The sequence below is a fragment of the Halomonas smyrnensis AAD6 genome, from assembly GCF_000265245.1.
Classification (GTDB): Bacteria; Pseudomonadota; Gammaproteobacteria; order Pseudomonadales; family Halomonadaceae; genus Halomonas; species Halomonas smyrnensis.
Genome location: NZ_AJKS02000009.1, coordinates 73,791 through 89,038, shown reverse-complemented (window position 1 = coordinate 89,038; position 15,248 = coordinate 73,791). Strand labels below are relative to the sequence as shown.

Here is a 15,248-nt window from a genome sequence, read left to right as displayed (position 1 = left end):
CGTTCAGAGTGATGCGGTCCAGGCGGCGGCATCGACCTCGATGATCAGCGGGCTTTCCGCCTCGCAGAGCCGGCCCAGGGCGTCGTGCAGGCTCGCCGGGTCGGTGACGCCGAGATGGCGGCCGCCGTAGGCCTCGGCCAGGGCGCGGAAGTCCGGGGCGGCCAGGTCGACGCCGAGATGCGGCACCTCGCTCATCGACATGTAGCGGCGGATCTCGTCGTAGCCGTCGTTGTTCCAGATCACCAGGGCCACCGGCCGGCCCAGGTCGCGGGCGGTGCCGAGCTCGCCGAGCACGAACTGCAGGCCGCCGTCGCCGACCAGGGCGACTACCGGCTGGTCCGGGGTTGCCACGGCAGCGCCCAGGGCGGCGGGCAGGCCATAGCCGAGGGTGCCGAAACCGGTGGCGGCGTTGAACCAGCGCCTCGGCGCCGGTATCGCGGCCAGGAAGTTGCCGGCGTAGACCGGGCCGGTGGAGTCGCCGACCACGATCGCCTCGGGCAACGCCTCACGCAGGGCGGCGAAGAGCGGCACATAGGGCGCGAGCTCCGGATCCGCGGCCAGCGCCAGTGCCTCGCGCACGGCGTCGGCGCGAGCGGCCCCGTCGCGGTCCGCGGCATCCGGCAGCACATCGAGCAGGCCGCGCATGGCCTGGCCGGCTTCGGCGAGCAGGGCGAGATCCGCGGCCTGGTTGCGGCCCAGCTGCTGCGGGTCGATGTCGATGCGGATCAGACGGCCGTCGAGCCGAAAGCCCTCGTCGAACACCAGGTCGTAGTCGGTCTCGCCGAGTTCGGTGCCGATCGCCAGCACCACGTCGGCCTCGGCGGCCAGCCGGCGTCCCGCGGGCAGGCTCTGGGTGGCGCCGAGATCGAGCGGATGGTCGAGGCCCAGCACGCCCTTGGCGTTGATGGTGGTGAAGGCCGGGGCGTCGAGACGCTCGACCAGGGCCCGGGCGGTCTCCGGCGCGGCGGCGGTGCCGCCGCCGAGCAGCACCAGCGGGCGCTCGGCGCCTGCCAGCCACTCGCCGGCCCGGGCCAGCGCCTCGGGGGCGGGGGCGGGCGGAAACACCGCTGCCGGTGTCGGCACGGCCTCCGGGGCGGGGGCGATCATCACGTCGAGCGGGATCTCGAGATGCACCGGGCCCGGGCGGGCGCTGGCGAATACCGCGAAGGCCCGGGCCAGTACCTCGGGCAGCGCCGCCGGGTCATGCAGGGTGTGGCTGAACACGCTGACGCCCGAGAGCGTTTCGCCCTGGTGCGGCATCTCGTGCAGCCGCCCCTGACCGCGGCCCAGGGTGGCGCGCTGGTTGACGCTGGAGATCACCAGCATCGGCACCGAGTCGGCCAGGGCCTGGCCCATGGCGGTGGCGATATTGGTCATGCCGGGGCCGGAGATGATGAAGCAGGCCGCGGGCCTGCCGCTGGCCCGGGCGTAGCCGTCGGCCATGAAGCCGGCGCCTTGCTCGTGGCGCGGAGTGACGTGGCTCAGGCCGCTGTCGCCCAGGGCGCGATACAGCTCGATGGTATGCACGCCGGGGATGCCGAAGGCGGTGTCGACGCCGTGGGCCTCGAGCAGGGCGATGAGGTGTCGGGCGCAGTTCATGAACGAGTCTCCTCCTCGACGATGGGTGGCAGGCCGCCGAAGGGCGCCCGTGTCAGCACCCGCTTCACCATCGGCACGAAGTGCTCGAGCGGCAGGGTGTCGTAGTCCGGGTCGAAGCTGGCCTGATCCCAGTCGTCGCAGAAGCGCACCGTGCGCTCATAGGCCGGATGGTCACGGAACTGTTCGCGGGCGTGGCGATCGAGGCCGAAGTAGTGGCGGTAGTGATAGCCCTGAAACAGCTCGTGATGCCGGATCATCCAGGCGTTGAGCGGATCGATGAACGGCTCGAGGATGCCCGCGGCGATCTCGGCGTGGTTGGCCGGTGCCAGGTCGTCGCCGATGTCGTGGAGCAGGGCGCAGACCACCATCTCCTCATCGGCACCATCACGCAGCGCGCGCGTGGCGGTCTGCAGGCAGTGCTCGTAGCGATCCACCGGGTAGCCGTGGGTATCGCCGGCCAGGCGGTGCAGGTGCTCGAGCACCCGGCGCGGGGCGTCGGCGACGTAGTCGCGGAAGCGATCGTCGATCAGCGCCCACTCGTCGCGGCTGGCCTCGCCGAAGTGGCGGAAACGGGCCTGGTTCATGCGACCTCCTCGGGGATGGCGACGTCGCTCAGCCGGTGGCGGAGGGTCAGGCGGCGGCTGGCGGTGCTGTCGCGATCGACGTAGCCCTGGCGCAGGTGGCGCACGCCGCCGGCCAGCTCAAAGGCACGGCGGCCGTGGAACAGGCGGTAGTTGTCCATGATCAGCATCTGCCCCGGGGCCAGCTTGAGGTTCACCGTGAGCTCATCCGAGGTGATCAGCGCATAGAAGGCGTGGCGCGCGGCATAGTAGCGCTCGAGCTCGTCCGCCGGCAGGGCGTCGACCCGTTCGGTGCGGTTGTTGAAGCGCACGCGGCTTATCCGGCCCTGGCTGTCCAGCTCGATCAGCGGGCCTTCGCTCTCCAGCCAGGTGTCTTCGTCGCGATAGTGGAAGCGCGGCGAGACGCGGGTCAGGCAGTCGAAGGCCGCCGGATCGCGCTCGCGCAGCACCTGGGCGGCGCGATAGCCATCGACCAGGGTGCTGTCGCCGCCGTCGGCGGCATTGGTCAGGCAATGCAGCCAGATATAGCCCGGGATCGGGTCGCGGTAGGGGTTGTCGGTATGCGGCTCCAGGCCACGCTGGGTCATGGTCAGGTCGTAGGCGTTGGCCACCGACCTGACGTCGGCGATGCCGCCCCAGTTGGTGCGGCGCAGCGGGCCGACGCGATCGATGAGGGCCTGCATGCCGTGTTCGTCGGTGGGCACGCCGGAGACCATGACGACGCCATGGCGATGCAGCCCCTCGAGCATCCCGAGCAGGGCGGTATCGTCGGCCACGGCGGCGGCGAAGTCGGCATGGGGCAATGCGGTGACGTCGGCCTCCCACAGGGTACGGCCCGGCACGATGTCGCCATGATGGGCGCCACCTGCTTCCAGCGTGGCCAGCGGAAAGCGCGTGGCGTGCCCGTCACTGAAGCGCAGGGCCAGGGCATCGCCGTCGATCTCGGCGTGTTCCACGGCGAGATCCAGGGGCAGCTCGGCGGCCTCGATCAGGCGCTGGCCGGTGCCCGGGTCCAGGGTCTCGGCGTCGGGGGCGCGCTCGCGCAGCCACAGGGCCGCGAGCTCGTGAGAACGGCCATCGAGGTCGAGGGTCAGGCGCTTGCCGTCGGCGGACAGCGTTACCTTGGCGCTTGCAGTCATGGCGAGAAATCTCCGGATGGTCAGGGCGTGAGCGGTCGTGGTCAGCGGCGCCGATGACGTGACACCTCTGTACCCTAACGTCGGATTGGCGATATAATTTGATGAAATTCGCCATAAGATTAATTTTTTTGGACATGGGCGATGAAATGTCCGCGGCCTGGCCCTATCCGCGGCCGGATTCACCGCCGCTGCTGTCACCGGAACAGGCCGAGCAGACCCTGGAGGTCTGGCTGCTGCCCAAGTTCTCGATGCTGACGCTGTTCTGCATGCTCGAGCCGTTGCGGGTGGCCAACCGCTTCGGGCGCGACCTGTTCGCCTGGCGGCTGCGCTCAGTGGATGGCGCTGGGGTGGTGGCCAGCAACGGCGTGCGCATCGAGGTGGACGGCCGGCTGGCCGAGGTGCCCGACGATGCCCACCTGATGGTGGTGTCGTCCTACGAGGCGGAGGCCACGGTGATGGCCCAGGATCGCGCGGTACTGCGCCGAGTGGCGGCTCACGGTGGCTGGCTGGGTGGGCTGGATACCGCGCCCTTCATCCTGGCGCGGGCCGGGGTGCTGGAGGGGCACCGGGTGGCACTGCACTGGGAGAGCGTGCCGGCCTTTCGCCGCGACTTTCCGGGGCTTTCGATCAGCCGCAAGCGCTTCGAGTCTGATGCGACGCGTCAGACCGGCGCCGGGGGGACCACCGGTATCGACATGATGCTGGATCGCATCGCCCGGGATTACGGACCGGCGCTGGCCGATGCGGTGAGCCGCCAGCTGGTTCATGATCGCCAGGATGTACCGGCCGATGATGAGGGAGGGGCGTCCGACGCCTTCACGACGGCGCGCTATGCGAATCTGCCGCGCAGCGTGGTGAAGAGCCTGGCGGTGATGGAGGCCAACCTGGCCCAGGCGCTGCCGATCCCCGAGATCTGCCGCCTGGCGGGCCAGTCCCAGCGGCAGCTATCGCGGCTGTTTCTGGCCCATTTCGGCGAGACCCCCAAGCAGTGCTATTCCGGCATGCGTCTGGATTGGGCCCAGCGGCTGCTGGCCGGCAGCCACTGCACCGTATCCGAGGCCGCCCTGGCCACCGGTTTTACGCATCCCGCGCATTTTTCCCGGGCCTATCGGGCACGCTTCGGGGAAGCGCCCAGGGACACGGCGGCCCGGGGGCCGGGATAGGCCGCTCAAGACGGCGATGAAGACCTGGCTCGGTCAGCAGGCCGCCGGTTATCTTCGAGCCGAGGGGGGCGCTCAGCATCTGGCGGCCGGCCGTTTCTGGGGAGGATGTACCCGGCTAACTGGGTTAGCGGCTGCCAGGTACCCGACTCGCCGGAGGCGAACAGTGCGTCGAGCATGCTCATGTTGGCGGTGCCGAGGATGCCCCAGCGTAGCGGTTTGATCGTCCTGGTTTGGGTGTTGCTCATGGAGTGCTCTCTCTGATGGCCGGTCAGATATCGACCCAGTGCTGCTGCTGCGCGGAGTTGTCGATGGCGGTGATGATGCGCTGGTTGTGGCGGCCGAAGGCGAAGTCGGGATAGCAGCCGTGGTCGCCGGCGATGCCCTGGATCAGGTCATGGACCTCTATCACCTTGACATCGAAGTAGCCTAGCGCCCCGCCGCCGAAGTCGAACGGGAAGAAGGCGCCGAACTGAGGCACCTGCGAGCCGACCAGCAGGGTCTTGAAGCCGCGATCACGCTTGTCGTCCGAGAAGCGGTAGACCTTCAGCTCGTTGAAGCGCTCGCCGTCCATGATCAGCGTGCCTTCCGTGCCGCAGACCTCCCAGGTGATGCCAAACACCTTGCCGGCAGCAATTCGCGAGCTCTCGATCACTCCGGCAGCACCGGAGGCGAACTTGACCAGCGCCTGAGACTGATCGTCGTTGTCGACCGGACGCCGCTCCGCCCCTGCCTCGACCTTGCTCGAGTAGCCGGCGTAGCCCGAGGCGACCGGGCGCTCGGTGAAGAAGGTCTGGGCCTGGGCACAAACCGCCCTGACGTCGCCCATCAGGTACTGGGCGACGCTGATGGTGTGGGCACCCAGGTCGCCCAGCGCGCCGGTGCCCGCGGCTTCCCGCGAACAGCGCCACGACCAGGGCAGCTCGGGGTCGTTGAAGAAGCCCTGATCGAAGGTGCCGCGAAAGCGCGTCGGCCGGCCGATCTCGCCGGCCTCGATCAGCTGTTTGGCGAGCATGGCCGCCGGCGTCTTGACGTTGTTGAACGCGACCATGGTCTTGACACCCGCGCGCTCGGCGGCCTCGTGCATGGCGGCGGCCTGGTCGTCGTTCATCGCCAGCGGCTTCTCGCAGTAGACATGCTTGCCGTGCTCGATGGCGGCCATCGCCATCTCGTAGTGCAGCTGGTTGGGCGAGGTGATGTCGACCACATCGACCCTGGGGTCGGCGACCAGCTCGCGCCAGTCGCCGTAGGCGAATTCGGCGTCGAAGCGCTTGCATGCGCTCTCGGCCGCGTCTGTGCCCTGATCGGCCACGGCATACAGATGGGGCTCGAGCGGCAGATCGCGGTAGAGCAGACGGGCCCGACGATAGGCGTCGGCGTGGGTCTGGCCCATGAAGCCGCTGCCGATCAGGCCGATGTTGAGACGCTCTGGCATGGCTGAGCTCCTCGACGTTCGACGAGTGAAGGGGGAATCAACTGGGCAGTTCGAAATCGGGGGTCTCGGTGGGCATGCAATTTCGCAGCAGCGCGACGGAGCGGATCACCCCCTCGCGGCGCGACAGGTTGATGTCCTCATGTTCGATGCTCAGCACGCCATCCTGATAGCCCCCGGCCTGCAGCCAATAGCAGAAATCGCGCCACCAGGACTCGCCGTGGCCATACCCCAGCGTCACGTAGGACCAGCTGCGCTCCTGGAAACGGTCCATGGGCAGATGGTCGAGCCGTGTGTTGTGGGCCAGGTTGCCGGGATGCAGGTAAGTATCCTTGGCATGCACATGGTAGATGTGCCGTGCGTAGCGCTTGACGATCTCGATCGGGTCGCCGCCCATCCAGAACAGGTGGCTGGGATCGAAGTTGAGGCCCACGGTATCGCCTACTGCCTCATGCAGGCGCAGGAAGGACGGCATATTGTAGACCAGCTGGTTACCGTGCATCTCCAGGCAGAGCTGGTGGATGCCGTGGTCGTTGGCGTAGGAGACCAGCTCTCGCCAGTAGGGGATCGCGACCTCATTCCACTGGTAGTCGAGCATGCGATGTGTTTCCGGCGGCCAAGCGGCGGTCACCCAGTTGGGCATGCTGTCACCAGCAGCCCCGGCCGGGAGCCCGGACATCAGGTTGACCCTAGGCACATCGAAGTGCTCAGAGAGTCGGATGGCCTGGCGTACGATAGCGTCCTGTCGCTCGCCATCAGTAGGGTGCATTGAGTTGCCGTTGGCATTGAAGGCCGAGATGGTGAGGCCATGGTGATGAAGCTTGGACTTGAGCTCTTGACGCTTGCTTTGGCTTTCCAGCAGTCCGGCGGCGTCGAGGTGCGGCGAGTTGGACCAGTTACCGATGGCGAACTCAACGCTATCGATGCCTTGTTCGGCGCAGAAAGCCAGCAGTTCATCAAGGCCGAGGTTCGCCAAGCTGTCGGTGACGATTCCGATCTTCATGCGGTCTCCAAGAAATCATGTGGGAAGTCAATACGGCCGACCATGCGCTATGCACGGCCGACCGAGGGCGTGGAGCGAAAATCAGCGGAAGCCTTGATCCGTCAACTCGATGACCTGGGAGGCATCATCCTGGGTGATGAAGTTGGGGCCGGTCTGGACATCGGTGGTGGGCATCAGCCCATAGCGATTGTAGAGCGACAGCATCACCACCGGCAGGTAGCCCTGCAGATACTGCTGCTGGTCGATGGCGAACAGCATGTCGCCGTCACGCACCGCCTCGAGCGTCTGCGGCGACAGATCGAAGGTCGCCAGGGAGATCTGCTCCAGGGCGTTCTGGTCACGCAGCATGGCGAGCAGCGGGTCAGTCGACAGCGAGCCCAGGCTCATGATGCCGTCGGTATCGGGATTACTGTTGAGATAAGCGAAGACGGCATTGGTGATCTCGGTGGGGTCCTGGGTCGTGGACAGCTGGGTGCTTCCGCCGCCAAAGCCTTCCTCGAAGCCGCTGCAACGGGCGTCCAACTGTGCCTGCCCGGGGGCGAAATTGACGCAGACCGGATGCTCAACACCTGCCTCTTTCATGTGCTCGCCGGCCAGCTTGCCGGAGCGATACTCGCTCTGTCCCACGTAGGCCAATGCCCCCAGATCATGGGCGACTGTCTCGCCGGAGTTCAGGGCAACGACCGGAATCCCGGAATCGATCGCTTCCTGTATCGGCCCCGCGAAGGCACTGGGATCGGGAATCGTCAGGGCTATGCCGTCGGGGCTCGCGGCCACAGCCTGCTCGATCATGCGCTGCATCTGTGCCGTGTCGTATTGGGCGGGCGACTGGTACCTCATGTTGACGTTCATGGCCTCGGCGGCGTCTTCGAAGCCGTTCTTGAGCACCGCGCCGAAGGGGTCGGCGGCCACGATATGGGTGATGGCGATGATATCCAGGGGCTCCGAACCACCGGCGTCCTGGGCATTGACTGCACTGCTACCACCTACGAGGCAGGCCCCGGCCATGAGCCCGAGAGAGAGGTTCTTGAGTCGCTTTTGCATGACGGTTCTCCGTGATTGTTCTTGATAGTGACGACGGTTTTTCGCTGAATCGTCGACTGGCGCTATCGTGCATTCGTACTCGATGCTTGCGGCGCTTGCCCTCTATTCTCGGGCCTGTCTGTCAACCATCGCAGCAAGTGTTGTTCCTTGTCGCGAGGCCGACTGCATCGATTCGGTGACGACCCATCCGGTCTCTTTGAACATATATTCTATTTTAAATACGTTCAAATTTTATGTTCTATACTTTGGTATTAATGGAAAAAATATTCTCATCGGGTCATCAAACGCTCCACCTGGGCTGGCGTCACGACGACTTGCCCAGGACGGCATCAACATCGAGTGAGTCGGCGTAAATTCGACTCCGTCAGGGCCGGCGCAATTCTTCCAGTCGCTCAAGGGCTTTCCCGATGGTTGTCGGCGACCATGCCTGCTCCAGGGCGCGTTCCACGAGCCGGCGCTGAGTCTCCGGCGCCATGCCGGACTCGGGCGGCGTCAGGTCGAGGTTTGCCGGGAAGGCATAGCCCTCGGCGACCGCGGTAAGAAAGGCTTGAATGCCAGGTGACAGGCTCTCGCGACGGTAGGCGTCGAGCAGCGCCGGATAGCAGGCCTCGATCAGCCGGCGGGAATCGACCGCCTCCATGGGCCGACCAAACGCCGACGACACCTGCAGCAGGTTGGCCATGCGCCGTCGATCGCGACTGCGATTTTCGCCGGCGGCATGGAACAGCGCCGGATTGAAGAAGAGGCCATCTCCCTTTGCCAACGGCAGCTGAAGGGCGTGTTCGGCAAAGTAGTCGCGGAATGCCGGATCGCGATAGGCCAGGTAGCCCTCCGGATAGCGTTGGGAATAGGGAAGCAATTGGGTCGGGCCTGTATCCAGCGGCATGTCGCTGTGGGCGATGGCCCCCTGCAGGGTCAGCAGCTGCGAGGCCACCTGCATGGACAGTGGATAGCGCGCCACGCTGGCATCGTCCTGGAAACCAAGGTGGTAATCGCGATGGGGTCGCTGTGCCTGGCCGCCCGGATTGACGACGTTGACCTGCGATGTGACCTGATAATGAGGCCCCAGCCAGGCCTCGCTGACCAGTGCCAGCAGGGGATTGGCATAGTAGGCGAGGAAATTCTCGGGGGCCGTCAGGCCATGCTTCTGGAAAGCGTTCCAGATGCGATCGTTGCTGCCGGCGGGGGCAAAATGATCGCCCTTGGCGCCGGCCGCCCGCTCCGACTCGATGATGGCGAAGAAGGCCTCGCTGGCGTCATCGATGACCCGGGTATCGGCGAACATCCCCTCGATAACCAGCACCCCGGGACCCTCGAGCAGCCCCTGATGCCATTCGTCGAGCAGTGACGCTCGCGTATCCACCCGCGCGCCGAGCTCGAGGGCACGCCGACCATCGTAGACGGGAACACCGGCGGAGAGGCGCTCTGCCAGAGAATAGTCGGCGGGCTCGGTGTGACGTTCGCACAGGGCAGCGAAGCGAACGAGATCCAGCCGTTCCGAGGCACCGAAGTGACGCAGTGGCGGAGTCATGGCGGTCTCCTTGGCAAGAAGGAAAAGGGCGCCGTGACGCCCGGCGGGGTCATGCGGCCCGGTCCATGGACCGGGAGGGCCTCAATGGCCGTTGGCCAGGCGCACTGCCGGTGCTGCCGACTCGGTTCGCTCTCGGTCGTTGCGCTGGAACTCGGCCAGCTCGGCATCGAGGCTTTCGAGCTCGGCACCGCCGGCCATCATGTTGAGTACCTCCTCGCGACTCACCTCCGACTTGCGGAAGGTGCCGAGGCTGGTGCCCCGCTTGAGCAGAGTGAAGGCATCGGCGACGGGATAGGCGTGATGAACGTTGTGGGTAATGAAGATCACCGCCAGGCCATCGGAGCGCGCCTTGGCGATGTAGCGCAGTACCACCGAGGCCTGCTTGACCCCGAGTGCCGAGGTCGGTTCGTCGAGGATCAGCACCTTGGCCCCGAAGTACACCGCCCGAGCGATGGCCACGCACTGGCGCTCGCCTCCGGAGAGGGTGCCCACCGGCTGGCTGGGGTCACGGATGTCGATGCCGATCTTGGCCATCTCCTCCCGCGCCACCCGCTCGGCGAACTGCCAGTCGATGCGCTTGAGCGGTCCCCAGCCGATGGTCGGCTCGCGGCCCATGAAGAAGTTGCGGGTGATCGACATCATGGGAATCATCGCCAGATCCTGGAATACCGTGGCGATACCGGCGTCCAGCGCCTTGGCGGGATTGCGGAAGCGAGTTGGCTTGCCCGCCACCAGCATCTCGCCCTCGGTAGGCTTGTGCACCCCCGACAGGGTCTTGATCAGGGTCGACTTGCCGGCACCGTTGTCGCCAAGCAGGCACATCACCTCGCCGCTGCAGACCTTCATCGAGATGTCGTTGAGGGCGATAACGCTGCCGAAGCGCTTGCCGACGCTGCGCATTTCGATCATCGGAGTTTGCGTAGACATCACTTGGCCTCCAGCGCTTTCTTGCGCACATAGTTGTTGAACAGCACCGCGACCAGCAGCATCGCGCCGAGGAAGACCTGGAACCAGTCGGTGTTCACGCCGGTATAGAAGATCCCCATCTGTACGGTGCCGAAGATCAGGGCGCCGAAGGTCGCGCCGATGGCCGAGCCGTAGCCCCCGGTCAGCAGGGCACCGCCGATCACCACCGCGATGATCGCCTGCAGCTCCTTGAGCATGCCGCGCATGCTGTCGGCGGAACCGGTGTCCATGACCTGGAGGGCGGCGTAGATGGCAGCGCACAGGGCGGTAAATGCGAACAGCGCGATCTTGACTCGCTTGACCGGCACACCGACGTTGCGTGCGGCATTGGGGTCTCCGCCGCAGGCGAAGATCCAGTTGCCAAAGCGCGTGCCCAGCAGCACCCAGGTGGCGACCGCGGTCAGTCCGAACCACCACACGATGGACACCGGAATGCCGCTGACCGTGGGATTGCCGGCGAAGTTGGTGGCGATGACCCCGATATCGGCCAGCCATTGGAACAGCCCCGTGCCTACCTCCCCCGAGAACAGTGGCGCCAGCCAGTCGTTCTGCATGGCCTCGTGAACGCCACCGACCTGGGTACGATCGGTGAACAACCGTGGCAGGCCGATAGCCAGTCCGCGCAGGATAAACAGAAAGCCCAGCGTGACGATGAACGATGGCAGGCCGGTGCGTACCACCAGCCAACCGTTCAGCAGGCCGACCAGCAGTGCGCAGACGAAACCGAACAGCAGCGCCGACCACAGCGGCCAGCCGTATTCGATCGCCGGGATCGCGATCAGCATGCCGACGAAGCCGATCATCGAGCCGATCGACAGGTCGAACTCGCCGCCGATCATCAGCAGGGCGGCCGCCACGGCGATGATACCCAGCATGGCCGCCACTTCGAGAAAGTTGATGATGCCGGTGCCGGTGAACATGCCGGTGTCGCCGGCGGCAATGACGAAGAACACCATCACCAGAAAGGCACCGGCGACGGCGCCACATTCGGGACGGCTGAGCAGCCGCTTGAACACGCTGACGTGCTGAACGCGCTCGTCGGTGGGCGGCTGTGGGCTAGGGGCTGTGTCACTCATGGGAAACCTCCTGATGGCGCGATCAGAGCGCCGGTTCGTTGTTGTTCAATGGTTGTCCGCGTTCAAAGGATCATCCGGCCTTGTGACACTGGGCTGGAGCCAGCTCAAGGGAACGGGGATGGCATGAAACATCGTCAGCGAACGAAGCAGGGCGGGCATGGCGACGGACCTCTTGTGTTTGTGTGGTGGGAATAAGCATGTCGACCGTGCGTAATGAAATATAGGTTCCAATTTAAATCCATTGCAAACCGATCGTTCTATACTTTGGTATAAATAGAATTTTTATTTCATAGATCTTAGGCTCTACCCGGTACCCACACATCCCACAATCGCCTATCCGCGAAGATCGGCCATGCGCCATGGCTCCCTTCCGCATGGCATGTACGGCGTGGGCACAAGCAATTGGATAGCCAGGAGGCGTCACATGGAAAGCACGTTCAAGATCGGAATCGTGGGCATCGGCGACATCAGCGATGTCTATTTCGCCAACCTTGCCCGCTACCGAGATATCGTCGAGGTGGTGGCCTGCGCCGGGCGTCGCCTGGACAAGGCGGAGGCCGTCGCCGCCCGCCACGGTGTGCCACGGGCCTACCCGGACGCACAGGCGCTGCTCGACGACCCCGAGATCGATATCGTGCTCAATCTAGCGGTGCCGGCGGCGCACGCCGAGATCAACCTGGCGGCCCTGGAAGCGGGCAAGCACGTCTATACCGAGAAACCCCTTGCGGCCAGCTACGAAGAGAGTCGGCGCATCATCGAGCTGGCCCGCCAGAAGGGCCTGTACGTCGGCAGTGCGCCGGACACCTTCCTGGGCGGACGCCTGCAGACCTGTCGCAAGCTGATCGATGACGGCACTCTCGGCGACATCGTCGGCGCCAGCGCCTTCGTCGTCAGCCACGGCCACGAGTGGTTTCACCCCAACCCCGATTTCTTCTACCAGGCGGGTGGCGGTCCGTTGCTCGATATCGGGCCTTACTACGTCACTGCACTCTTGTCCCTGCTGGGACCCGTCCGGCGCTGCAGCGCCATGGCCAGCCGCGCCTTCGACACGCGCATCATCGAGAGCGAGCCGCGGCGCGGTGAGTCCATCGACGTCGAGGTGGACACCCACATCACCGGCAATCTGGAGTTTGCCAGCGGCGCCATCGGCACGCTTCTCACCAGTTTCGACGTCTGGGATTCCGAGCTTCCACGGCTGGAGATCTATGGCACCAAGGGCACCCTCTGCCTGCCGGACATCGATCCCACCGACGGCCCCAATCTCTTCGGTGGTAAGGTGCTGTTGAGGACACGAGACAACTATCGCTGGAAGGGTATGCCGCGCCAGCAGCCGCTCAGCGACTGGGAAGAGGTCCCCTGCGAGCATCCCTTCACCTCGACCAGCCATGCCGACAACAGCCGCGGTATCGGCCTGGTCGACATGGCTCTGGCCATTGGCGAGGGACGCGAAGAGCGGGCCAGCGGGCGCATGGCCCTGCACGCCATGGAGCTCATGGAAGGCCTGCTGACCTCGGCCAGGGAGCACTGCTTCCTGGAACTGGCCACGGACTTCGAGCGCCCCGCTCCGCTGCCGGTGGATTTCCTGCAGCGAGGCTAAGGCCTCGACCCCCCGGCGGTGGGCCGATCCACCGCCGGGCGGGCAGCTCTGAACTTAGCTCAAGGTCATGGCGGCCTGTGGCTGGGGGGTATCCTCGTAGCAGCCCAGCACCTGCTGATCAAAGTCGATGATGGCACCGCTCATCATGCCGGAAGCCCCTGTGACCAGGAACTCGACGCCGCCGGCGACCTCCATCGGTTCCAGCAACCGTCCCGCCGGCTGCTCGGCTTCGGCTTTCGCCCGCCAGTCGTCCGCGGCACCGTGGAAGGTCTTCTGGATCCGATCCTCACCGGGCGTGTTCATCCAGCCGATGTTGAGGCCGTTGACCCGGATGCGGTTGCGCATCAGCGAGAAGGCGGCATTGCGGGTCAGGGTCGTCAGCGCCCCCTTGCTGCCACAGTAAGCGCTGATGAAGGGCTGGCCGCCGTGTCCCGACATGCTGAGGATATTGACCATGCGCCCTTCGATGCCCTCGCGGATCATCAGCTTGGCGGCATCTTGCATGAGGAAAAAAGGCGCCTTGGCATTGACGTCGAACAACCGGTCGAAGGCCGCCTCATCGGTATCGAGCAGGGTGCCACGCTCGGTATTGCCGGCGCAGTTGACCAATACATCGATACGTCCGAAGTGATCGTCGGCAACAGCGATGATGTGCCGGCAATCTGCCACTTGCCCCAGATCGGCGGTCACGAATACCGCTTGGCAGGTCTCGGTCGAGAGCGCATCGGCGAGAGCCTGTCCCTTGTCCCGATTACGACCGCAGAGCACCAGGCCGGCGAGGCCGAGTTCCGCAAGGCGCCGGGCCACGGCCTCGCCGAGGCCCTGGGTGGAACCGGTGACCACGGCGACCTGCCCGGCCAGAGAAGAGGGCTGAGACATGGGGATTCTCCTTGATGAGTCTTGAAAATGGAGTGGCATGGCGCGGGCCATGCGGCAGTCAGACGCCGCCCCTGGGCAGGGCGGCGTAATGGGGGCGGCCGGCGTCGTCCGTCCGATACGCGGGCCTTTAAGCGCCTAGCGGTCGTAGAAGGCCGGACGCTCGGGCAGCTCGATGGGCTCGATCTGGCCGGAATGCTTGGCCTTGACGCAGGCATCGCTGGTCACCGCGACCACGTAGCCATCCCAGGCGCTGGGGCCGGTCATTTGTCCCTGGGTGGTTGCATCAACCCATTCCTGGAACTCGACGTCGAAGGCGTCCATGAAGCGATCTTTCCAGCTGACCAGGATGTCTGAGGACAGCTTGGCCGCATGGCGTACAGACACGCTGGCCGGCTCGGGTAAGCTGGCGGTACCTCTCTCGCCTACCACCTGGCACTGAATGTCATAGCCGTACTGGCAGTTGACGAAGCTCTCGATGGAGATGTGGATGCCTGCACGGGTACTCAGCAGGATGACGTGGGGATCCTGCAGTGACTCGTTGCACAATCGCGTCTTGCGCGGTTGGATCACCTGGGCGCTGACATAGTCGTCCTCGAGCAGCCAACGCAGCACGTCGAATTCGTGAACGCAGGAATCGGTCAGCGCCATGTCGCCGCTGAAGTCCGCGCTCGGCGACTGAGGGTTTCGGTGGACGCAGTTCAGGATCAGCGGAGCGCCGATGGTGTCGGCGCCCAGCGTTTGCTTGAGCTGACGGTAGGAGTGGTCGAAGCGGCGCATGAAACCCACCTGGACCAGCTTGCGTCCGGCTTGCATCTCGGCGTCAACGATGCGGCGACAGCCTTCGGCTGTGACCGCCAGCGGCTTCTCGCAGAATACCGGCTTACCGGCATCGATGGCCGCTAGTACGAACTCCTCGTGGGTCTGCCCTGACGAGGTGACGATCAGAGCATCGACGTTGGGGGCCTGGATGACCTCCACGCCGCTGGCGTAGACCTGGGCGTCGAGGCCAAGATCATCGACCACGGCATGGGCCTGTTCGGGGTTGAAGTCATTGACCGCTACCACCCGAGCGCCCTTGAGCGTGTGAGTGATGCGATGAATGTGTTCGCGGCCGATAGCGCCAGTGCCGATCACACCGATCTTGAGAGTCATGAGTTGCGTCCTATGGGTTGTGTAAAGTCGGGTCATGCCGGCGGCATGCTTCTGAATGGGGCTGGAACACGCATGGCAATGTGTTAGCT

Annotated in this window: 13 protein-coding genes; 2 read left to right on the top strand and 11 right to left on the bottom strand. The window is 65.2% G+C overall.

Annotation, left to right across the window (positions count from 1 at the left end; genetic code table 11):
* Nucleotides 1-3 precede the first annotated feature (3 nt).
* From UYS_RS0211345 to tmpA, 3 genes are read right to left on the bottom strand one after another with little or no spacing between them, the layout of a single operon-like run.
* Entirely contained in the window at nucleotides 4-1,599 is a 1,596-nt protein-coding gene (locus UYS_RS0211345; RefSeq protein ID WP_016855629.1) for a 5-guanidino-2-oxopentanoate decarboxylase, read from the bottom strand.
* Nucleotides 1,596-2,183, bottom strand: a complete 588-nt coding sequence (locus tag UYS_RS0211340) for an HD domain-containing protein (protein WP_016855628.1) — start codon at nucleotides 2,181-2,183, stop codon at nucleotides 1,596-1,598. The genes UYS_RS0211345 and UYS_RS0211340 overlap by 4 nt, the downstream gene beginning before the upstream one ends.
* The gene (gene tmpA, locus UYS_RS17345; protein ID WP_016855627.1) at nucleotides 2,180-3,319 is read right to left on the bottom strand and encodes a 2-trimethylaminoethylphosphonate dioxygenase; all 1,140 of its coding nucleotides are present in this window, start codon (nucleotides 3,317-3,319) and stop codon (nucleotides 2,180-2,182) included. The genes UYS_RS0211340 and tmpA overlap by 4 nt, the downstream gene beginning before the upstream one ends.
* Before the next feature lie 101 nt (nucleotides 3,320-3,420).
* On the opposite strand from tmpA, the gene UYS_RS0211330 reads away from it, so the two are divergent.
* Nucleotides 3,421-4,482, top strand: coding sequence for a GlxA family transcriptional regulator (locus UYS_RS0211330; RefSeq protein ID WP_237738459.1), 1,062 nt, complete (start codon nucleotides 3,421-3,423; stop codon nucleotides 4,480-4,482).
* A gap of 268 nt (nucleotides 4,483-4,750) precedes the next feature.
* On the opposite strand, the gene UYS_RS0211320 is transcribed toward UYS_RS0211330, so the two are convergent.
* From UYS_RS0211320 to UYS_RS0211295, 6 genes are all read right to left on the bottom strand, one after another.
* Nucleotides 4,751-5,914, bottom strand: a complete 1,164-nt coding sequence (locus UYS_RS0211320) for a Gfo/Idh/MocA family protein (RefSeq protein WP_016855624.1) — start codon at nucleotides 5,912-5,914, stop codon at nucleotides 4,751-4,753.
* A 37-nt stretch (nucleotides 5,915-5,951) separates the two neighbouring features.
* The gene (locus UYS_RS0211315; protein ID WP_016855623.1) at nucleotides 5,952-6,914 is read right to left on the bottom strand and encodes a sugar phosphate isomerase/epimerase family protein; all 963 of its coding nucleotides are present in this window, start codon (nucleotides 6,912-6,914) and stop codon (nucleotides 5,952-5,954) included.
* A gap of 81 nt (nucleotides 6,915-6,995) precedes the next feature.
* Nucleotides 6,996-7,958: a sugar ABC transporter substrate-binding protein gene (locus UYS_RS0211310; RefSeq protein ID WP_016855622.1), complete on the bottom strand. Its 963-nt coding sequence runs from the start codon at nucleotides 7,956-7,958 to the stop codon at nucleotides 6,996-6,998.
* 364 nt (nucleotides 7,959-8,322) lie between these two features.
* Nucleotides 8,323-9,489, bottom strand: a complete 1,167-nt coding sequence (locus tag UYS_RS0211305) for a phytanoyl-CoA dioxygenase family protein (RefSeq protein WP_016855621.1) — start codon at nucleotides 9,487-9,489, stop codon at nucleotides 8,323-8,325.
* Between the two features lie 81 nt (nucleotides 9,490-9,570).
* On the bottom strand, nucleotides 9,571-10,416 hold the full coding sequence (locus UYS_RS0211300) for an ATP-binding cassette domain-containing protein (RefSeq protein ID WP_026068509.1): 846 nt from the start codon (nucleotides 10,414-10,416) through the stop codon (nucleotides 9,571-9,573).
* On the bottom strand, nucleotides 10,416-11,531 hold the full coding sequence (locus tag UYS_RS0211295; protein ID WP_016855619.1) for an ABC transporter permease: 1,116 nt from the start codon (nucleotides 11,529-11,531) through the stop codon (nucleotides 10,416-10,418). The genes UYS_RS0211300 and UYS_RS0211295 overlap by 1 nt, the downstream gene beginning before the upstream one ends.
* Before the next feature lie 424 nt (nucleotides 11,532-11,955).
* Between UYS_RS0211295 and UYS_RS0211290 the strand changes: the two genes are divergently transcribed.
* A complete protein-coding gene (locus tag UYS_RS0211290; RefSeq protein WP_016855618.1) occupies nucleotides 11,956-13,128 on the top strand; it encodes a Gfo/Idh/MocA family protein in 1,173 nt (390 codons plus the stop codon).
* Nucleotides 13,129-13,182: 54 nt separating this feature from the next.
* Here UYS_RS0211290 and UYS_RS0211285 read toward each other — a convergent pair whose 3' ends face one another.
* Nucleotides 13,183-14,007, bottom strand: coding sequence for an SDR family oxidoreductase (locus UYS_RS0211285; protein ID WP_016855617.1), 825 nt, complete (start codon nucleotides 14,005-14,007; stop codon nucleotides 13,183-13,185).
* 135 nt (nucleotides 14,008-14,142) lie between these two features.
* A complete protein-coding gene (locus UYS_RS0211280; RefSeq protein ID WP_016855616.1) occupies nucleotides 14,143-15,159 on the bottom strand; it encodes a Gfo/Idh/MocA family oxidoreductase in 1,017 nt (338 codons plus the stop codon).
* Between the last annotated feature and the right edge of the window lie 89 nt (nucleotides 15,160-15,248).

Excerpts from the sequence above, each read along its gene's own strand:
- UYS_RS0211345 (WP_016855629.1), bottom strand. The coding sequence starts at position 1,599 with ATGAACTGCGCCCGACACCTCATCGCCCTGCTCGAGGCCCACGGCGTC.
- UYS_RS0211340 (WP_016855628.1), bottom strand. The coding sequence starts at position 2,183 with ATGAACCAGGCCCGTTTCCGCCACTTCGGCGAGGCCAGCCGCGACGAG.
- tmpA (WP_016855627.1), bottom strand. The coding sequence starts at position 3,319 with ATGACTGCAAGCGCCAAGGTAACGCTGTCCGCCGACGGCAAGCGCCTG.
- UYS_RS0211330 (WP_237738459.1), top strand. The coding sequence starts at position 3,421 with ATGAAATTCGCCATAAGATTAATTTTTTTGGACATGGGCGATGAAATG.
- UYS_RS0211320 (WP_016855624.1), bottom strand. The coding sequence starts at position 5,914 with ATGCCAGAGCGTCTCAACATCGGCCTGATCGGCAGCGGCTTCATGGGC.
- UYS_RS0211315 (WP_016855623.1), bottom strand. The coding sequence starts at position 6,914 with ATGAAGATCGGAATCGTCACCGACAGCTTGGCGAACCTCGGCCTTGAT.
- UYS_RS0211310 (WP_016855622.1), bottom strand. The coding sequence starts at position 7,958 with ATGCAAAAGCGACTCAAGAACCTCTCTCTCGGGCTCATGGCCGGGGCC.
- UYS_RS0211305 (WP_016855621.1), bottom strand. The coding sequence starts at position 9,489 with ATGACTCCGCCACTGCGTCACTTCGGTGCCTCGGAACGGCTGGATCTC.
- UYS_RS0211300 (WP_026068509.1), bottom strand. The coding sequence starts at position 10,416 with ATGTCTACGCAAACTCCGATGATCGAAATGCGCAGCGTCGGCAAGCGC.
- UYS_RS0211295 (WP_016855619.1), bottom strand. The coding sequence starts at position 11,531 with ATGAGTGACACAGCCCCTAGCCCACAGCCGCCCACCGACGAGCGCGTT.
- UYS_RS0211290 (WP_016855618.1), top strand. The coding sequence starts at position 11,956 with ATGGAAAGCACGTTCAAGATCGGAATCGTGGGCATCGGCGACATCAGC.
- UYS_RS0211285 (WP_016855617.1), bottom strand. The coding sequence starts at position 14,007 with ATGTCTCAGCCCTCTTCTCTGGCCGGGCAGGTCGCCGTGGTCACCGGT.
- UYS_RS0211280 (WP_016855616.1), bottom strand. The coding sequence starts at position 15,159 with ATGACTCTCAAGATCGGTGTGATCGGCACTGGCGCTATCGGCCGCGAA.